Source organism: Jatrophihabitans sp. (genome assembly GCA_036399055.1).
Lineage (GTDB): Bacteria > Actinomycetota > Actinomycetes > Mycobacteriales > Jatrophihabitantaceae > Jatrophihabitans_A.
In genome coordinates this window covers 1-17,633 of the sequence record DASWNX010000010.1, presented here as the reverse complement: position 1 = coordinate 17,633, position 17,633 = coordinate 1, and the positions used below count along the sequence as shown (strand labels likewise).

The following is a 17,633-nucleotide window of genomic DNA, read 5'->3' as shown; positions in this document are numbered from 1 at the left end:
TCACCCACCACAGCGAGGACATCATCCGCAAGCGCGGCGACTCCGGGTTCAACTTCATGAACACCGCGACCGGCAAGCACCTGATGATCTGGCAGGCCGACGAGGCGGGCGACGTCACGGCCACCCACGCGCACGAGCTGCGGTACTCCAACGACACCTACAGCTCGCTCATCAGCCAACCCTCGACCAACCAAGCCGAGGTGGAGATCAGCGGCAAGGACGAGGACAAGAACGTCCACTACATCTTCGTTCCGCAGTCATCGTCGGCCGCGGTGAACGCCTGGGGCGCGAAGCCGCTCAACTTCTCCAACGCCTCCACGTTGTTCACCGGGTACGACAACGAGCAGACCATCGCCTGGTACCAGACGAAGCGGCTCACCTACGAGCTGCAGGACCTTGCCGACATCACCCTGAGCCACTGGTCCGGCAACCCTGCCTGGTCCACGCACTGGCTGTCGACCACGGCGGGCGACATAGTGCTGGAGTCGCCGGTCGTGAACGAGGTAGGAGCGACCGAGGTGCCCGTCGGGCGTCAGCGCTTCCACACCCGGGCCCGTGACAACGGGAAATCCGATCTGGACGGCAGCCGCAACGGGCAACTGCTCAAGGACTGGTTCTACGGCGCGTACTCCGCCGAGGCGGATGAGGATTGGCCCTCCGACAGTGACGACTTCAAGGGCTATGAGGGGGTTGGCACCGACAACTCCAGCTGGACCCGCCAGATGGCCAGCGGACGCTACGACTCGCCCAACTCCTACTGGTGGCAGCACGACTACTTCGTCCATGACGGAACGGTCGACACCGACGGCACCGAGGAGAACGGCGATTGGCTGCGCGGCGCGTGGTACACCGCCGCGAACGGCGGGTTCGACGGCCGCTGGGTGCAGCTGTTCGACGACCGGCCCGGGCTCGAACCCACGGCCTGACCTCTGCATCAGCCCGCTGACCTCTGCATCAGCCCGCTGACCTCTGGCATCGGCCCGGCTCGCGCGGGGCGCGTGAGCCGGGCCGGCGCCTGGCCATCAGCCGTGGCCGGACTTGATGCGCCGGCAGTTGTCATACCCCTGTCCTAGATTCGCGTCATGGACGACTGGAAGATCGAGCTGATATTCATCCCGGTGACCGACGTCGACCGCGCCAAGGCGTTCTACGTCGACCAGGTCGGCTTTCACGCCGACCACGACCAACAGGTCAACGAGCAGCTGCGCTTCGTGCAGCTGACCCCGCCCGGGTCGGCCTGCTCCATCGCGTTCGGCACGGGCATCACCCAGATGCAGCCGGGCACCCAACGGGGTGTGCAGGTGGTGGTGCCAGATGCCGCGGCCGCCCGCCAGCATCTGCTTGAGCACGGTGTGCAGGCCAGCGAGGTCGACGTCCAGCCGTGGGGCTCGTTCGTGACCTTCGACGACCCTGACGGCAACGGCTGGATTTTGCAGGAGCTGCCGGCGCGCATGAGGCCGGCCTCCTGATCACACGCCGGTCAGGCCGCCGCCGGTCATTCGGAGGTGTCGGGTGGCTGATCGGCAGCGCCGGCTTTCCCAGCCGAAGCTGCCGACTCCCGGCGGGCGCGTGCCCGTCGCTTGCCCTCGTGCATCGCGGCCACCCGGGCGACCGGAATCAGTCGGCCCTCTTCGACGAGCGCGGCGTTCAACGGCTGTGGCTCAGGCATCCGGTCCGCCCACGGATCGGCCTCTGCCATCAGGGCCAACGCGGTGTGCACCGTGAAGTCGCCGGGCTCGACGCCGTCAAGCTCATCCCAGGACAGCGGGTAGGACACCGGCACCCCTGGCCGCAGCCGCGGGCTGTACGCCGCCACCACCGTCGCGCCGCCGGCGCGGGTCGAGTCGAGGAACACCTTTCCCTCGCGCTCATCCCGGACGAACGCGGTGGTGGCCAGCTCTGGGTCCAGGCGCTCGGCGCGCACCGCCAGGGCGCGGGTCGCGGCGGCCACCTCCTCTGTCGTCGCGTCGGCGACCGGGACCAGGACGTGCACGCCCTTGGCGCCACTGGTCTTGACCGCGCCCTGCATTCCCGCGTCGGCCAGCGCCTGGCGCACCAACAGGGCCGCCTGCAGGGCCAGGCGAAACGCTGCCCCCTCTGGCGGGTCGATGTCGAGCACCAGATGCGTCGGGCGGTCGCGCTGGTCGATCCGGTACAGCGTCGGGTGGTACTCCACCGCGCGCTGGTTGGCGAACCAGAGCAGCGTGGGGCGGTCATCGCACAGCGCGTAGGAGATCTCACGCTTGGAGGCCTCAGCCCACACCGGCACGGTCTTCACCCACTCCGGGGTGTACTTGGGGACGTTCTTCTGCATGAACGCCTCCTGGCCCCGCAGGATGCGCACCACCGACAGCGGCCGGGCCCGCAAGCCCGGCAGCATCCGGTCGGCGACCGCGTCGAGGTAGTCCACGAACTCCCGCTTGGTGGCGCCCGCGCCCTCGAACAACGGCTGATCGAGGTTCGTCAGCGGCACGCCGTCGCGAATGTCGTCCTTGCTCATCCGCCCATCCTGCACCCACCGGCCAGGCTGGCCGTCGCGGTGGCTTTCCGACGCGGCTTCCGACGCCCCGCTATGACGTGAGGTACTGCTCGGCCAGCGCCCGCGGGGCACAGGCCAGCCAGCCGTCGACGACAGCCTCGCGCAGCGCCTTCTTGCTCACCTTGTCGAGTTGGATGAGCACGGCGGGAAAGCCGTCGAAATGCGGGATCGTGAAGAAGCCGGCCAGGCTCGCCGCCAGCACAGCTTCTTTCTCGCTCAGGTCGGCGACTTTCACCGCGAGGATCGGCCCGTTCGGTGGCGCCACCTCGCCGAACCGCTTGAGGTCGGCCTTGCTGAACGGCCGTTCCCAGGCGAAGGCCTTGCCGTGGACCTGCCAGGTCCGGTTGCCGTACCGCTCGCCCTCGGTCACCTCTGGCAGTTCCAGCGCCAGCCGGGCGGCGTCTTCCAGCGTCAGCATGGCTCCACCGTAGGCCTGTGGCATTGAGAAGCGACCCGAAGATGCTCACCGGGCGCTGTCAGTGCCTCAGGGCTGGTTGTTCACCCCGGCCGGGATGCGCACCGTGCGGGTGCTCTCCACCAGGACCGGCATGCCGTCCTCCTGCCGGTAAACGGTGGCGATGACCTGAGCGGTGCCCGGGTGCAGGCCGTTGCCGTAGAAGCCCATGCTCAATCGCGGGGCGCTGTCGGTGGCGGAGCAGCTGAACTCACCGACGCCCAGGGCGGTCGAGGCCACCGGGTAGCTGACGCCGTCCTGAACGAGATCCATCCAGAGCACGTAATTGCCGGCGGGGCAGTCGCGCAGCTGGACCTGCACCCTCACTGCGTCAAGCTCCGGACCGGTGCCGGTGGGGCTGCCGTCGTACTGGTAGAACGCGCTGGTCCTGGGCTCGATCTTGAGGCGAGACACCGGCTCGGCGTTCGCGGCGGTGGGCGCGAACAACAACACCGCCGCGCAGGCGGCGACAAGGCTGGACAGGAATGCGCGCATGATGGTTCCCCCGTGGAGACTAGGCGACGGAGCCGAGCACGACCTGGCACTTCGTGATCAGCTTTAAACGACCATTACTCATCCTCATTAAGTATGCAATGCCCTGGATGCTGATGTTGCTCACATCGTGACGAGGTATCACGAGACAGGTGCTCTGCTGCGCAGTGGGTTCGCTCCGAGGAAGATGGCCCCTGTGATCGGTCCTGCCCTGTTTCGCGACCAGCCGGTCCTGACCGGCGAGCTGGTCCGGCTCGAGCCGTTGACCGCCTCGGTGCTGGAGGACTACCTCCTCGGCCTGGCCGATCCTGAGCTCTCGCGGTTGACCGGCAGCCACGGGTCGCTGGACCGGGAGCAGGTGCGGCAGTGGCTGAGCACCCGAGCGCAGCAGCACGACCGCGCCGACTGGGCGGTGCTGCGCCGATCCGACGGCGCCTTTCTCGGTGAGGCCGTGCTCAACGACCTCGACACCGACAACGCCTCGGTCAACTACCGGATCTGGCTGGCCGGCCCGCTGGCGTTCGGCAAGGGACACGGCACCGAGGCGACCCGGCTGGTCCTCGACTACGCCTTCGACGTCGCCGGCCTGCACCGGGTCAGCCTGGGCGTCTTCGAGTTCAACCCCCGGGCCCGCCGGGTCTATGAGAAGTGCGGGTTCCAGTTGGAGGGCCGGCTTCGCCACGCGCTGCGCTGGGATGGGCAGTGGCACGACGAGTTCGTGATGTCGGTGCTCAGCACCGACCCCAGGCCAGGCGCGGGCGCCGACCTCGAAGCCCCGGCTCGTGAGGCAGGCCCAGCGGATGCGCAGGAGCAGTCTTGACAGCCGCTGCTGGCGCCAAAGATGCTGGACGCGACAGAGCAAACCGTCATCTCTTCGCGGTGCACCACGCGAATGACGGCGCTCTGCACCGCGAACCGAGCAAGTGAGGTGTTCGCATGGCCACCGGTGAAACCGGATTCGACGATGTCTCCTTCGACCTGATCTCGCTGCAGTACCACTCCCTGAAAGCCGGCCACGACTACGGCCAGTACGTCCGAGACGCCTCCAACGCCGGCCGCGAGGACATCGCGGACTTCTTCCGCGAGGTCATGCAGCAGGACTCGGAGCGGGCCAAGCGCTGTCACGACCTGCTCAGGGACATCAGCGGCACGGAGCAGGCCGGGCCGGCGATGACCTGAGGCCCGCTTGAGCGGGTACGCGGCATGAGTGTGCGCTCTGGTCAGACATCCCACCGTCGGTAGCTGAATCCGGCATAGTCACCCCCCGAACAAGGGGGTGGCTATGCCGGTCGTCGAGATCCGCGAGGCGCACAAGACCTACCGCCGCTGGCGCAAGCCCGCCGAGCACGCCGTCCGGGGCCTGAACCTCGACGTCGAGGCCGGTGGCGTGTTCGGCTTTCTCGGGCCCAACGGCTCCGGCAAGACCACCACCATCCGGTTGCTGCTGGGCCTGGTGCGCGCCGACTCGGGCAGCATGCGGATGCTCGGCCAGCCGGTGCCCGCACAGCTGCCGCAGGTGATCGGCCGGATCGGCGCCCTGGTCGAGACCCCGCTGTTCTTTCCCCAGTTCACCGGCCGCCGCAACCTCGACCTGCTCGCCCAAGCCAGTGCCATCGCCCCCCGACGGGTCGATGAGCTGCTGGACTTCGTCGGGTTGACCGCACGGGCCGGCGACCGGGTCAAGGGTTACTCGCTGGGCATGAAGCAGCGCCTGGGCATCGCGGCCGCGCTGTTGAAGAACCCGGAGCTGCTCATCCTGGACGAGCCGGGCAACGGCCTGGACGCGGCCGGCATCCGCGAAGTCCGCGAGCTCATCGTCGAACTCGGCGCCAGCGGGGTGACGGTGCTGCTGTCCTCGCATCAACTCGGCGAGGTGCAGCAGGTGTGCGACCGGGTGGCGATCATGTCGCACGGACAGGTCATCAGCACCGGCTCGGTCGCGGACCTGCTCGCCTCGCAGACCACCGGCGACGTCCGGGTCCGGCTGGCCGATCCGGCCGCCGGGCGCGCCGTCCTGGAACGGGCCGGCTTCACGGTGACCTCGCTGGCAGACGCCTGGCGGGTCAGCGGAGTCGATGACCCGGCCGCGGTGACGAAGGCGCTCAGCGACGCCGGGCATTATCTGCAGGAGCTGAGCCCGATCGCGGCCGACCTGGAGAGCGTGTTCCTGGAGTTGACCGCCGAGTCCACTCACCCGGCGGCGGGGACCCCGCCGGTGGCAGAAGCCCCGCCGGTGGCAGGAGCTCGCTCGTGACGACCGGGCGGGACACGGCTGCTCCGGTCTCTCAGACCGGTCCGCGCACCTCGGCGCCGGCCTTCACGCGGCTGCTGCGCGCCGAGTTCCACCGGCTGGCGGCCCGCCGGTTCACCCGAGTCGCGCTGGGTCTGAGCATGATCGGTTACCTGATCGCGGTAGCCCTTCTCTGGCATACCCATAACCGGACCAGCGCCGCCGACATCGCCCAGGCCACCGCGCAACGCGATCAGCTGATCGTCCAGTTCACTGCCGAGACCGAGCAGTGCAGGAAAAGCGCGGCCAACGAGCAGGAGGCGCTGAACTGCGGCTCGCCGCCGACGCCGGAGCAGTTTCCGATCGATCAGTTCCTGAGCACCACACCGTTCCCACCCAGCGAGGTGGAGGACTTCGCGCTGGCGGTGGGGGTGGCGACCGCCATGCTGGCTTTCTTGCTGGCGGCGACGTTCGTCGGCGCGGAGTGGTCGAGCAAGAACCTGATCGCCTGGCTGTTCTGGGAACCCCGACGGCTGCGGGTGATGGCTGCCAAGCTGCTGGCCGTGCTCACCGCGGTGCTAATCCTGGCGGTGCTGGCTCAGGCCGTGTGGTTCGGCACCGCCAAGCTGCTGCTGCACTACCGAGGCCTGCCGGTGTCCTCGCTCGGGCCGCAGGCTGAGCACTTCTGGTCCCATGTGGTCAACGCCCAACTCCGGGCAGCCTTGCTGGTGCTCATCACCGGGCTGATCGGCTTCAGCCTGGCCAGCCTGATGCGCAACTCGGCGGCGGCGTTGGGGGTGGCGTTCGTCTACTTCGCCGTGGTCGAGAACGTGATCCGGGCGCTGAACCCGAACCTGCAGCCCTACCTGTTCACGACCAACCTTGCGGCTTGGATTGTGAGTTCGGGCATCACCGTGCAGGGCAAGCAGCTGTACAACCAGGCGGAGGGATACGTGCTGCCCCAGCAGATTCACATCTCCAACGCCCACGGCGGGGTGATGCTGCTGGTGTTCGCGGGCGTGGCGACAGTGGCGGCGCTGACGGTGTTCGCCCGCCGGGACCTCAGCTGACCGCTGGCTCAGCTCAGCTGACCGGCGGCGACCCGCCTGACCCGCGGGGCGTTCGCATGCGCCCGATCACCGGTCTCGGCGGGCAGACTGGGCCGCATGGCTCAGGCGACGAAGGACGAACTGCGGCGCGAACGGCTACGTGAGTACGACGCGGCGCTGACGGCTGCCCGATCACCGGTCGCCGTGCTGGCGCTGTTCGCCAGGGGACGCGAGGCCCGCGCGGGCGGCGAGCTGCTGGAAGAGGCCTTCGCGGCGACTGCTGTGGACGGTGTCGACGTCGCCGACCTGCTGCCGGCCGCGGTGTGGGTCGCGCTGCGGCAGGGCGATGTCGAGGCCACGATCGAACTGCTGATGCGGATGTCGCGCACCGAGTTCGTGCTGGCCGCGCATGAGGAGCTTGATGCCAGCTACCGGCTGACCAAGGTCGAGGAGCGGCGTGCGCTGCCCGACGTCGAGCTTCTGGTGGCGCAGGTGGCGGCCTTTCTGCGGATACCCCGCGACGTGGTCGCGATCATCTCCGGCTGGGGAGCCGAGGACCCGCGCACCGCCGCCGAGGTCGAGACCTTGCTCGAGCAGCGCTTCGGCCCGGCCGGTGGGGGCCGGCCGGGGTCACCCGTCACGGGTCCGTCCGCCGTGGGCTTCAAAGCCGCCGGGTCGGGCGCCGCCGCGCCGGACGCCGGCCGCAGTGCCGGGCTGCGGATGTCCAGCGCGGAGTTCAGCGCGTTGCTCAACCTGGCGCCTGAGCAACGCGCCGTCCTGGGCACCCTGGTGCGCCAGACCGAGATCACGATCGCCGCCGACGGGCAACCCTCGGGGAACGGACCGGGCTAGGCGACCGGGGTGTCCACCGCGGGAGCTTGCTCACAGCGCTATGGTGCAGTTCTGTGAGCCGGCTCATAGCGGATGGTGAAGGAGACCGATGACAACGTCCAGGCGCAGCCCTGATCCCACACCCCCGAACAGCGAAGTCGACCATCCGGTCGGCAGTTACCTCGAGGTCGCCGACTCGCCCGAGTTCGAGGCGTTGCGCCGGACCTTCCGCCGCTTCGTCTTCCCGATGGCCGCGTTGTTCCTCGCGTGGTACCTGCTCTTCGTCCTGCTCTCGATCTACGCCACCGACTTCATGGGCATCGAGGTGTTCGGCAACATCCACCTCGGCTTGATCATCGGCCTGCTGCAGTTCGTGTCGACCTTCGCCATCACGACCGTGTACGCCCGGTGGGCCGACCGCCGGTTCGACCCGGCCGCCGCCGAGCTCGCCCGCCGCGTCCACCTGACCGGAGACGCCCGATGAGCCCCGCGCTGCTGGCCGCCGAGGACCTCGGCTCGCCGGCCGTCAACATCTCGATCTTCGCCGCCTTCGTCGTCATCACGCTCGTCATCGTCCTGCGGGTCTCGCGCCGCCAGGCCGGTGCGAACGAGTTCTACGCGGGCGGGCGCAATTTCACCGGCCCCCAGAACGGCGTCGCGCTGGCTGGTGACTACCTGTCGGCGGCGAGCTTCCTCGGCATCGCCGGGGCCGTCGCGCTCTACGGCTACGACGGGTTCCTCTACTCGATCGGCTTCCTCGTCGCCTGGCTCGTCGCTTTGCTGCTCGTCGCCGAGCTGCTGCGCAACACCGGCCGGTTCACGATGGCCGACGTCCTGTCCTTCCGGCTCGCGGAGCGGCCGGTGCGGACGGCGGCCGGCCTGTCGACGCTCATCGTCACGTTCTTCTACCTGCTGGCGCAGATGGCCGGCGCCGGTGGTCTCGTCGCGCTACTGCTCGGCGTGGACACCAAGACCGGCCAGGGCTTCGTCATCGCGATCGTCGGCGTCCTCATGATCGCCTACGTCCTCGTCGGCGGCATGCGCGGCACGACCTGGGTGCAGATCATCAAGGCCGGGCTGCTCATCGTCGGCGCCGCGGTCATGTTCGTGTGGGTGCTGGCCAAGTACGGCTTCAACCTGTCCGAGCTGCTCGGCGCATCCGTTGACAGGGCCGGCCCGACGGGCTCGAAGCTGCTCGACCCCGGCGCGCAGTACGGCAAGAGCAGCTTGACCAAGTTGGACTTCCTCTCGCTCGGCCTGGCGCTGGTGCTGGGGACGGCGGGCCTGCCGCACGTCCTGATGCGCTTCTACACGGTGCCCTCGGCCAGGGAGGCCCGCCGCTCGGTCGTATGGGCGATCTGGCTGATCGGCATCTTCTACCTGTTCACGCTCGTCCTCGGCTTCGGCGCCGGCGCCATCGTCGGTCCGAAGGCGATCGCGGCCGCGCCTGGCAAGGCCAACTCGGCGGCTCCGCTGCTCGCCTTCGAGCTCGGCGGGACGGTGCTGCTCGGCGTCATCGCCGCCGTCGCGTTCGCGACCATCCTCGCCGTGGTGGCCGGTCTGACGATCACGGCCAGCGCGTCGTTCGCACACGACGTCTACAACAACGTCATCAAGCGCGGGCAGGTCACCAGCGAAGGCGAGGTCCGCGTCGCGCGGGTGACGGCTGTCGTCATCGGGGTCATCGCCATCATCGGCGGCATCCTGGCCAATGGCCAGAACATCGCGTTCCTCGTGGCGCTCGCCTTCGCCATCGCGGCCAGTGCCAACCTGCCGACGATCGTGTTCTCGCTGTTCTGGCGGCGGTTCAACACCCGCGGCGCGCTGTTCAGCATCTACGGCGGCCTGCTCTCATGCCTGGTGTTGATCGTCTTCTCGCCGGTCGTGTCGGGCAAGCCTGCCGACCCGGTGACCGGCAAGAGCGCGTCGATGTTCACCGACCCGTCGGTCGACTTCCACTGGTTCGGGCTCGACAATCCGGGCATCGTCACCATCCCGCTGTCGTTCCTGCTCGCGGTCATCGGGACGCTCAGCAGCCGTGACCGCTCGACGGCTGCGAAGGCGGCCGAGATGGAGGTCCGCTCGCTCACCGGCGCGGGCGCCGAGAAGGCGACCGTCGAGCACTGAGGTGGCAGGACTCGGCGCACCGGCACCGCGCGGGAGGAGCCCGGTTTCCTCCCCTCCCTAGAATGGACAGGTGACCGTTCAACCGATTCGCCTCTTCGGCGACCCAGTGCTGCGCACTCCGGCCGACCCGGTGACGGTGTTCGACAAGGAGTTGCGCAGGCTGGTCGCCGACCTCACCGAGACCATGAACGACGCCCCGGGCGCTGGTCTGGCCGCGCCCCAGATCGGGGTGGGGCTTCGGGTGTTCACCTACCGGGTCTCGGAGGAGGAGCAGGGCCACCTGATCAATCCGGTGCTGCACTTCCCCTCCGATGAGACCCAGGAAGGCCCCGAGGGGTGCCTGTCGATCCCGGGCCTGTTCTTCGACTGCAAACGGGCCGAGCATGTCGTGGCGCACGGCCAGAACAGCTATGGCGATCCGATCACCGTGGTCGGCACCGACCGGCTCTCACGCTGCATCCAGCACGAGACCGACCACCTCGACGGAGTGCTGTTCGTCGACCGGCTCGACCCGCAGACCCGCCGGGCGGCGCTGGCCGAGATCCGCAATGCCGAGTGGGCCGGCCTCGCGCCGCCGGTGGTCAAGCTCAGCCCGCACGGGGGCCGTCCCGGCGTGTTCGGCCAACCTCGGTGAGGTTGCTGTTCGCTGGAACGCCTGAGGTCGCGGTGCCGTCACTGCGCGCGCTGCTGGAGCACCCCGTGCACGAGGTGGTCGCGGTGCTGACCCGCCCGCAGGCCCGGTCCGGACGAGGCCGGCGGCTGAGCCGGTCGCCGGTGGCCGAGCTGGCCGAGCAGGCCGGAGTCGAGGTGCTCAGCCCGGACAAGCCGACGGAGGCCGACTTCGTGCGGCGGCTGGAGGAGCTGAACGTCGACTGCGCTCCGGTGGTGGCCTACGGCGCGCTGCTGCGCGAGCCGGCGCTGAGCTTGCCGCGGCACGGCTGGGTCAACCTGCACTTCTCGCTGCTGCCGGCCTGGCGAGGCGCGGCTCCGGTGCAGCACGCCCTCCTGCATGGTGACGACACCACCGGCGCGTCGACGTTCCTGATCGGACCGGGCCTGGACGACGGACCGGTATTCGGGGTGCTGACCGAACGGGTGCGGCCCGGTGACACCAGCGGTGACCTGCTGGCCAGGCTGGCCGAGGCGGGCGCCCCGTTGCTGGTGGCGACCCTGGACGGCATCGCCGACGGCTCGGTGCGACCCCAGCCCCAGCCCGGCGACGGGGTCTCCTACGCGCCGAAGCTGACCGTCGCCGATGCCCGGATCGACTTCGGCCTACCCGCCCTGGCAGTGGACCGCCGGATCCGGGCCTGCACCCCCGAGCCGGGCGCCTGGACGCCCTTCCGGGACAGCCGGCTCAAGCTGGGCCCGGTGGCGGCGGTGGCTGCGCCGGTGGACGCGCCGGTCGCCGCTGGCGAGCTGCTGATCAGCAAGAGCGCGGTGCTGGTGGGCACCGCCACCGACCCCCTCCGGCTCGGCTGGGTGCAGCCGGCCGGCAAGAACTCGATGCCGGCCGCCGACTGGGCGCGCGGACTACGGTTGGAATCAGGTGTTCGACTTGGCTGAGAACCACACTCCCGGCAACCCCAACGACCCCAATCCCCGCGAGCGGCGGCAGGGCAGCAGGTCTGACCCGGCCCGGTCATCGCAGCCCCAGCGCAGGCACGGCAGCAGGTCTGACCCGGCCCGGGCGCGCAGCGGTCGCTCGCAGAACATCCGCCCCGCCGGCGACCCGCCGGCAGCTGTCGAGCCCGATCGCGCAGCGCGTCCGGGAGCGCCCGACGCCCCCCGGGCGGCGGCCTTCGCGGTGCTGCAGGCAGTCAGCGAGCTGGACGCCTACGCCAACCTGGTGCTGCCCCGGCAGCTCAGCGAGGCCGGCCTGACCGGCCGCGACGCGGCGCTGGCCACCGAGCTGGGTTACGGCACGCTGCGAGCCACCGGCACCCTCGATGAGATCCTGCGCCGGTGCGCCAGCCGCGACCTCGCCGACATCGAGACCCCGGTGCTGAACCTGTTGCGCCTGGGCGCCTACCAACTGCTGCGCACCCGGGTGCCGACCCACGCGGCGGTGGCCACCACCGTCGACCTGGCCCGAGCCACCGGCAACGTCCGGGCGGCTGGCTTCGTCAACGCGGTGCTGCGCAAGGTCAGCGCCCGGGATTTCGACGGCTGGTGTGACCAGATCGCCGAGGGCGCCTCGCCACTGGGCAGGCTGGCGCTGCGCTACAGCCATCCCGGCTGGATCGTGGCAGCCTTCGCCGAGGCCCTGGGCGAGCAGGAGTCCGAGCTGCCAGCCGCGCTGGCAGCCGACGACGAGCGGCCCGAGACCCACCTGGTCAGCTGGCCCGGCCGGATCTCGCGCGCTGAGCTGGCTGCCGAGGCCGGCGGCGAAGCCGGGCCCTACTCGCCCTACGCCGTGCGGCTGAGCTCCGGGGGTGAGCCGGCCGCGCTGGCCGCCATCCAGCGGCGCCTGGCAGGTGTGCAGGACGAGGGCAGCCAGCTGTGCGCCGTGGCGCTGGCCACCCTGCCCTTGGACGGCCCGGACGAGCGGTGGCTGGACCTGTGCGCCGGGCCCGGCGGCAAGGCCGCGCTGCTGGCGGCGCTGGCTGCCGGCCGGGGCGCCAGGCTCACCGCCCAGGAGCTGCACCCGCACCGGGCCGAGCTGATCGCCCGGGCTGTCGAGGGTTGGGACGTCGAGATCCTGGTGGGCGACTCGCGCAAGCGGGAGCCTGATGAGCGCGGCTATGACCGGGTGCTGCTGGACGCCCCGTGCACCGGCCTGGGCGCACTTCGCCGGCGGCCCGAGGCGCGCTGGCGTCGCACCCCGGCGGACCTGCCGGAGCTGCTCTCGTTGCAGGCCGAGCTGCTGGCCACCGCGCTGCGGCTGGTGCGTCCCGGCGGGCTGGTCGGCTACGTGACCTGCTCGCCGCACCTGGATGAGACCCGGCGCCAGATCGAGCGGCTGCTGGCCGAGCGCGGCGACGTCGAGCTGGTCGACGCCCGGCCGGCGTTCGCGCAGGCGCCCGGCGCCGACGGCTCGCCCATGGTGCAGCTGTGGCCGCACCGGCACGGCACCGACGCGATGTTCTTCGCCGCGCTGCGCCGCACCGGGTGAGGTGGCCCACGCCGTGGCTGCTGGGCGCCAAGGCAGGCACCTAGACTTCGCGTGTGCCCGCTTCTGCCCCAGAACCCATGATCGCTCCGAGCATCCTCTCGGCGGACTTCGCCCACCTGGGCGCCGCGGCTGAGGCGGTGTCCCAGGCCGACTGGCTGCACGTGGACGTGATGGACAACCACTTCGTGCCGAACCTGACGCTGGGCCTGCCGGTGGTCAAGAGCTTGCTCCGGGCCACCGACCTGCCGCTGGACTGCCACCTGATGATCGAGGACCCCGACCGGTGGGCCCCGGGGTACGCCGAAGCCGGCGCCGCGAACGTGACCTTCCACGCCGAGGCCGCCCGGGACGTGGCCGGCCTCGCCCGGACGATCCGGTCAGCCGGCGCGCTGGCGGGCCTGGCGATCAAGCCGGGCACCGCGATCGAGCCCTACCTGCAGGTGCTCAAGGAGTTCGACACGCTGCTGGTGATGTCGGTCGAGCCCGGCTTCGGCGGTCAGAGCTTCATGCCCGAGGTGCTGAGCAAGGTCCGGACCGCCCGCAGGCACGTCGACTCCGGCCACCTGCGGTTGTTCATCGAGATCGACGGCGGCATCAGCGACGACACCATCGAACAGGCTGCCGAGGCAGGAGTGGACGTCTTCGTCGCCGGCTCTGCGGTGTACGAGGCGGCTGAGCCGGGCCTGGCCGTCCAACGGCTGCGCCAGCAGGCCCGGGCCGGCATGGCGCGCTGTGCCCACGCGGCCGGTCGGCTATGACCCTGACGCAGCCCACCGACGCCGAGATCACCGCGATCGGGCTGGCCGCTGACCTCGCCACCCGAGTCGCCGGCCGGACCAGTCCGAACCCGCCGGTCGGCGCGGTGGTGCTCGATTCGGAGGGCCGGATCGTCGGCGAGGGCGCGACTCAGCCGGCCGGCCAGGCGCACGCCGAGGTGATGGCGCTGCAGAAGGCCGGCAGCCGGGCCGTCGGGGGCACGCTGGTGGTCACGCTCGAGCCGTGCAATCACCTGGGCCGCACCGGGCCCTGCACCGAGGCGGTGATCGGGGCCGGCATCGCCCGAGTCCTCTACGCCGTGGACGATCCCAACCCGGTGGCCGCCGGCGGCGCCCAGCGGTTGCGTGAGGCCGGCTTGCAGGTGCTGGCCGGGGTGGAGGAAGCCCAGGTGCTGCGCGGCGCGCTCGGCCCGTGGCGGCACGCGGTCACCCAGGCGCGGCCGTTCGTGACCTGGAAGTTCGCCGGCACCCTCGACGGTCGCAGCGCGGCCGAGGACGGCACTTCGCGCTGGGTGAGCAACCCACTCTCACGGGCCGACGTGCACGCTCTGCGCGACGTGGTCGACGCGGTCCTGGTGGGCAGCGGGACCGTGTTGATGGATGACCCCCAGCTCACCGTGCGGGGAGTCCGGGGCATGGCGGCCGATGAGTTGGCCGAACGGCAGCCGCTGCGGGTGGTGATGGACCGCCGGCGCCGGGTGCCGCCCGAGGCGCGGGTCTTCGACGAGACGGCCGAGACGCTGGTGCTCGACACGGCAGTGCCGCGGTTCGCGTTGAAGGCGCTGTTCGACCGAGGCGTCCGCCACGTCCTGCTCGAGGGCGGCCCGACGCTGGCCGGCGCCTTCCTGGAGGCCCGGCTGGTGGACCAGGTGGTGGCCTATATCGCCCCGAAGCTGCTGGGCGCGGGACTGGCAGTGCTGCAGGATGCAGGAATAAAGACCATATCCCAGGCCGTCTCACTCGACATTCAAGACGTGCAGCGACTGGGAGATGACCTCAAGATCATCGCAACCCCGGTCGCGGCGAATGCGGTCGAACCAGCGCCGCGAAAGGATTAGCGATGTTCACCGGGATCATCGAAGAAGTCGGCGAGGTCGTCCAGCTCGCCTCGTCGACCGCTTCGGCGGTGTTGCGCGTCCGCGCCGGCGCCGTCGGGCAGGACGTCACCCACGGCGCCTCGATCGCGGTCAACGGGGTCTGCCTGACCGTGATCGGCCAGCATCCCGTCCCAGGCCCGGACCAGGCCGCTGACTCCACCCTGCTGGAGCTGGACTTCGACGTGATGGCCGAGACCCTGCAACGCAGTGTCATCGGTGATCTGAGCGCCGGCAGCCGGGTGAACCTGGAACGCGCCGCCCGGTTGGACAGCCGGCTGGACGGTCATATCGTCCAGGGCCACGTGGACGGCACGGCCGTGGTGCTGGCCCGCACTCCGGGCGAGGCCTGGGAGACCTTTCGCTTCTCGATCCCGGACGGCCTGGCCCGCTACGTCGCCGAGAAAGGGTCCATCGCCGTCGACGGGGTGTCGCTGACCGTGGCGGCGGTCGGTGTGGCGTCCGAGGGCGGTGACTGGTTCGAGGTCGGCCTCATTCCAGAGACTTTGCGCGCAACGGCACTTATCGACCGTGCCATCGGGGATCATGTCAACCTAGAAGTAGACGTATTAGCCAAATACATCGAACGTTTGCTCACGTACGGGAGACCCCCAACCACGAACGGCGGCAACTGACATGCTGGATCCGATTCACAAGGCGATCGCCGAGATCGCGGCCGGCCGGGCGGTGGTGGTGGTAGACGACGAGGACCGCGAGAACGAGGGCGATCTGATCTTCGCCGCCGAGCTCGCGACCCCGGAGCTGGTCGCCTTCATGGTGCGCTACACCTCCGGCTACATCTGCGTGCCGATCACCGACGCCGACGCCGACCGGCTCGACCTGCCGCCGATGGTGCGCACCAACCAGGACAAGCGGGGCACCGCCTACACGGTCACCGTGGACGCCCGAGAGGGAGTCAGCACCGGCATCTCGGCCACCGACCGCTGCCACACCATCAAGTTGCTGGCCGACCCGGCCACCCTGCCGGTCGACCTCACCCGGCCTGGTCACATCGTGCCGTTGCGGGCCAAGGAGGGCGGCGTGCTGCGGCGGTCGGGCCACACCGAGGCGGCGGTCGACCTGGCCATCCTGGCGGGCCTGCGACCGGCCGGCGTGCTGTGCGAGATCGTCAGCGAGACTGACCCGTCGGGAATGGCGCAGTCCTCGGAGCTGCGCGCCTTCGCCGACGAGCACGGCCTGGTGATGATCTCGATCGCCGACCTGATCGCCTACCGGCGCCGGTTCGAGAAGTTGGTCGAGCGCAAGGCCACCGCCCGGGTGCCGCTGCGCTACGGCGAGTTCACCGCGCACGGCTACAGCGCCTCCTACGACGACCGTGAGCACGTCGCCTTCGTGTTCGGCGAGATCGGCGACGGCGAGGACCTGCTGGTGCGGGTGCACTCGGAATGCCTGACCGGTGACATCTTCGGCTCGCTGCGCTGTGACTGCGGCCCGCAGTTGGACGCCTCGCTGGCCGCGGTGGCCCGTGAGGGCAGGGGAGTGGTGCTCTACATGCGCGGCCATGAGGGCCGCGGCATCGGGCTGTTCCACAAGCTGCAGGCCTACCAGCTGCAGGACGCCGGCCGTGACACCCTGGACGCGAACCTGGACCTGGGCCTGCCCGCCGACGCCCGCGACTACGGCACCGGCGCGCAGATCCTGGTCGACCTCGGCGTGCGGACCATGCGGCTGCTCACCAACAACCCGGCCAAGCGGGCGGGACTGGAGGGATACGGGTTGTCGGTGATCGGCACGGTGCGATTGCCCACCCACGCCAACCCGGAGAACCTGCGTTACCTGCAGACCAAGAAGGACCGGATGGGCCACGAGCTGGACCTGGAAGACGGCACGCTGAAGGCGGTAGTCGCCGAGCTCAAGATCGGCCCATGATGAGTGAGCATCGAGCGAGGGACGAGCGAGGCGCGGAGCGAATGGCAACGATGAGTGAGCATCGAGCGACGGGCAGACTGGCGTTCATGAGCGCGCATCGAGCCAAGAGCGAGTCACCGCGTTGAGCGGGCACGGAGCGCCGGAGACCGGCGCGGTGGCCGGCGCCGGCGGACTCAAGGTGGTGGTGATCGCCGCCCGCTGGCACAGCACGGTGATGGACGGCCTGCTGGCCGGCGCCGAGCGGGCGCTTGCCGACTCCGGGGTCGACGATGTCACCGTCATCCGGGTGGCCGGCGCCTACGAGCTGCCGGTCGCGGCCAGCCGGGTCGCGAACTCGGGCGTCGACGCCATGGTCGCCCTCGGGGTGGTGATCCGGGGCGGCACGCCGCACTTCGAGTACGTCTGCAGCGCCGCGACCGACGGCCTGACCCAGGTATCGGTCAGCACCGGCATCCCCATCGGGTTCGGGGTGCTCACCTGTGACAACGACGAGCAGGCGCTGGACCGGGCCGGGCTGCCGGGGTCCAAGGAGGACAAGGGCTACGAGGCGGCGCAGGCGGCGCTGGCCACCGCGGTCGCGCTGGCCGGCTACCCCCGCCGCTGACCCGTGACCACAGCGGCGGCGGTCACCGGCATCGTGCTCGCCGCCGGCGCCGGACGCCGGCTGGGCCGTCCCAAGGCCGATCTGGACGTCGGCGGCCAGCGGCTGGTCGACCGGGCCGTCGGGACGCTGCGCGCCGGTGGCTGCGACGAGGTGCTGGCGGTGCTGCGGCCGGGGCAGGCCGCTGCCGAGGACGCCCGCACGGTGGTCAACCCCGAGCCGGACCGGGGGATGGGCTCGTCGCTGCGGTGCGCGCTGGCCGAGCTGGCAGCCGATCCGCGCTCCCAGGCCTGCGTGGTGCTGCTGGTGGACCTGATCGACGTCCGGCCCGCCGAGGTGGCGGCGGTGATCGAGCGGCACCGGGCAGGGGCGCAGATCGTCGCGGTCCGCCGGGCCGGCCAGCGCTCCCATCCGGTGCTGGTGAGCCGCCGCTGG

General features: G+C 70.4%; 21 protein-coding genes. 18 read left to right on the top strand and 3 right to left on the bottom strand.

Annotated features, from left to right (window positions below; all coding sequences use genetic code 11):
* The coding region (locus VGB75_03130) for a hypothetical protein (protein HEY0166013.1) at positions 1 to 926 on the top strand (926 nt) is incomplete at its 5' end.
* A gap of 156 nt (positions 927 to 1,082) precedes the next feature.
* Positions 1,083 to 1,469 carry a VOC family protein gene (locus VGB75_03125; protein HEY0166012.1) on the top strand — a complete coding sequence of 129 codons (387 nt, stop codon included), beginning with the start codon at positions 1,083 to 1,085 and terminating at the stop codon, positions 1,467 to 1,469.
* A gap of 26 nt (positions 1,470 to 1,495) precedes the next feature.
* Here VGB75_03125 and ligD read toward each other — a convergent pair whose 3' ends face one another.
* The 3 genes from ligD to VGB75_03110 form a co-directional block, all read right to left on the bottom strand.
* Positions 1,496 to 2,500 carry a non-homologous end-joining DNA ligase gene (gene ligD / locus VGB75_03120; protein HEY0166011.1) on the bottom strand — a complete coding sequence of 335 codons (1,005 nt, stop codon included), beginning with the start codon at positions 2,498 to 2,500 and terminating at the stop codon, positions 1,496 to 1,498.
* A gap of 70 nt (positions 2,501 to 2,570) precedes the next feature.
* Positions 2,571 to 2,957, bottom strand: coding sequence for an MmcQ/YjbR family DNA-binding protein (locus tag VGB75_03115; GenBank protein ID HEY0166010.1), 387 nt, complete (start codon positions 2,955 to 2,957; stop codon positions 2,571 to 2,573).
* 66 nt (positions 2,958 to 3,023) lie between these two features.
* Positions 3,024 to 3,488: a hypothetical protein gene (locus VGB75_03110; GenBank protein HEY0166009.1), complete on the bottom strand. Its 465-nt coding sequence runs from the start codon at positions 3,486 to 3,488 to the stop codon at positions 3,024 to 3,026.
* 193 nt (positions 3,489 to 3,681) lie between these two features.
* On the opposite strand from VGB75_03110, the gene VGB75_03105 reads away from it, so the two are divergent.
* The 16 genes from VGB75_03105 to VGB75_03030 form a co-directional block, all read left to right on the top strand.
* Positions 3,682 to 4,305, top strand: coding sequence for a GNAT family protein (locus tag VGB75_03105; GenBank protein HEY0166008.1), 624 nt, complete (start codon positions 3,682 to 3,684; stop codon positions 4,303 to 4,305).
* 116 nt (positions 4,306 to 4,421) lie between these two features.
* Positions 4,422 to 4,664 (top strand): hypothetical protein, encoded by a 243-nt coding sequence (locus VGB75_03100; GenBank protein ID HEY0166007.1) that lies wholly within the window; start codon positions 4,422 to 4,424, stop codon positions 4,662 to 4,664.
* Positions 4,665 to 4,767: 103 nt separating this feature from the next.
* Positions 4,768 to 5,739 carry an ABC transporter ATP-binding protein gene (locus VGB75_03095; GenBank protein ID HEY0166006.1) on the top strand — a complete coding sequence of 324 codons (972 nt, stop codon included), beginning with the start codon at positions 4,768 to 4,770 and terminating at the stop codon, positions 5,737 to 5,739.
* Positions 5,736 to 6,785, top strand: a complete 1,050-nt coding sequence (locus tag VGB75_03090) for a hypothetical protein (GenBank protein ID HEY0166005.1) — start codon at positions 5,736 to 5,738, stop codon at positions 6,783 to 6,785. The genes VGB75_03095 and VGB75_03090 overlap by 4 nt, the downstream gene beginning before the upstream one ends.
* Before the next feature lie 96 nt (positions 6,786 to 6,881).
* The gene (locus VGB75_03085) at positions 6,882 to 7,616 is read left to right on the top strand and encodes a hypothetical protein (protein HEY0166004.1); all 735 of its coding nucleotides are present in this window, start codon (positions 6,882 to 6,884) and stop codon (positions 7,614 to 7,616) included.
* An 88-nt stretch (positions 7,617 to 7,704) separates the two neighbouring features.
* Entirely contained in the window at positions 7,705 to 8,079 is a 375-nt protein-coding gene (locus VGB75_03080) for a DUF485 domain-containing protein (GenBank protein ID HEY0166003.1), read from the top strand.
* Positions 8,076 to 9,722: a cation acetate symporter gene (locus tag VGB75_03075; GenBank protein HEY0166002.1), complete on the top strand. Its 1,647-nt coding sequence runs from the start codon at positions 8,076 to 8,078 to the stop codon at positions 9,720 to 9,722. Before VGB75_03080 ends, VGB75_03075 begins: the two co-directional genes overlap by 4 nt.
* Before the next feature lie 70 nt (positions 9,723 to 9,792).
* Entirely contained in the window at positions 9,793 to 10,356 is a 564-nt protein-coding gene (def, locus tag VGB75_03070) for a peptide deformylase (protein ID HEY0166001.1), read from the top strand.
* Complete coding sequence (gene fmt, locus VGB75_03065; GenBank protein HEY0166000.1) at positions 10,353 to 11,288, top strand: methionyl-tRNA formyltransferase; 936 nt, start codon at positions 10,353 to 10,355, stop codon at positions 11,286 to 11,288. Before def ends, fmt begins: the two co-directional genes overlap by 4 nt.
* On the top strand, positions 11,281 to 12,837 hold the full coding sequence (locus VGB75_03060) for a transcription antitermination factor NusB (protein ID HEY0165999.1): 1,557 nt from the start codon (positions 11,281 to 11,283) through the stop codon (positions 12,835 to 12,837). Before fmt ends, VGB75_03060 begins: the two co-directional genes overlap by 8 nt.
* 53 nt (positions 12,838 to 12,890) lie before the next feature.
* The gene (gene rpe, locus VGB75_03055) at positions 12,891 to 13,595 is read left to right on the top strand and encodes a ribulose-phosphate 3-epimerase (protein ID HEY0165998.1); all 705 of its coding nucleotides are present in this window, start codon (positions 12,891 to 12,893) and stop codon (positions 13,593 to 13,595) included.
* On the top strand, positions 13,592 to 14,671 hold the full coding sequence (gene ribD, locus VGB75_03050; protein HEY0165997.1) for a bifunctional diaminohydroxyphosphoribosylaminopyrimidine deaminase/5-amino-6-(5-phosphoribosylamino)uracil reductase RibD: 1,080 nt from the start codon (positions 13,592 to 13,594) through the stop codon (positions 14,669 to 14,671). Before rpe ends, ribD begins: the two co-directional genes overlap by 4 nt.
* Before the next feature lie 2 nt (positions 14,672 to 14,673).
* Positions 14,674 to 15,342 carry a riboflavin synthase gene (locus VGB75_03045; protein ID HEY0165996.1) on the top strand — a complete coding sequence of 223 codons (669 nt, stop codon included), beginning with the start codon at positions 14,674 to 14,676 and terminating at the stop codon, positions 15,340 to 15,342.
* Between the two features lies 1 nt (position 15,343).
* The gene (locus tag VGB75_03040; protein HEY0165995.1) at positions 15,344 to 16,597 is read left to right on the top strand and encodes a bifunctional 3,4-dihydroxy-2-butanone-4-phosphate synthase/GTP cyclohydrolase II; all 1,254 of its coding nucleotides are present in this window, start codon (positions 15,344 to 15,346) and stop codon (positions 16,595 to 16,597) included.
* A 121-nt stretch (positions 16,598 to 16,718) separates the two neighbouring features.
* Positions 16,719 to 17,201, top strand: coding sequence for a 6,7-dimethyl-8-ribityllumazine synthase (ribH, locus tag VGB75_03035; GenBank protein ID HEY0165994.1), 483 nt, complete (start codon positions 16,719 to 16,721; stop codon positions 17,199 to 17,201).
* 3 nt (positions 17,202 to 17,204) lie between these two features.
* Positions 17,205 to 17,633: NTP transferase domain-containing protein (locus tag VGB75_03030; protein ID HEY0165993.1), on the top strand; the 429-nt coding region annotated here is incomplete at its 3' end.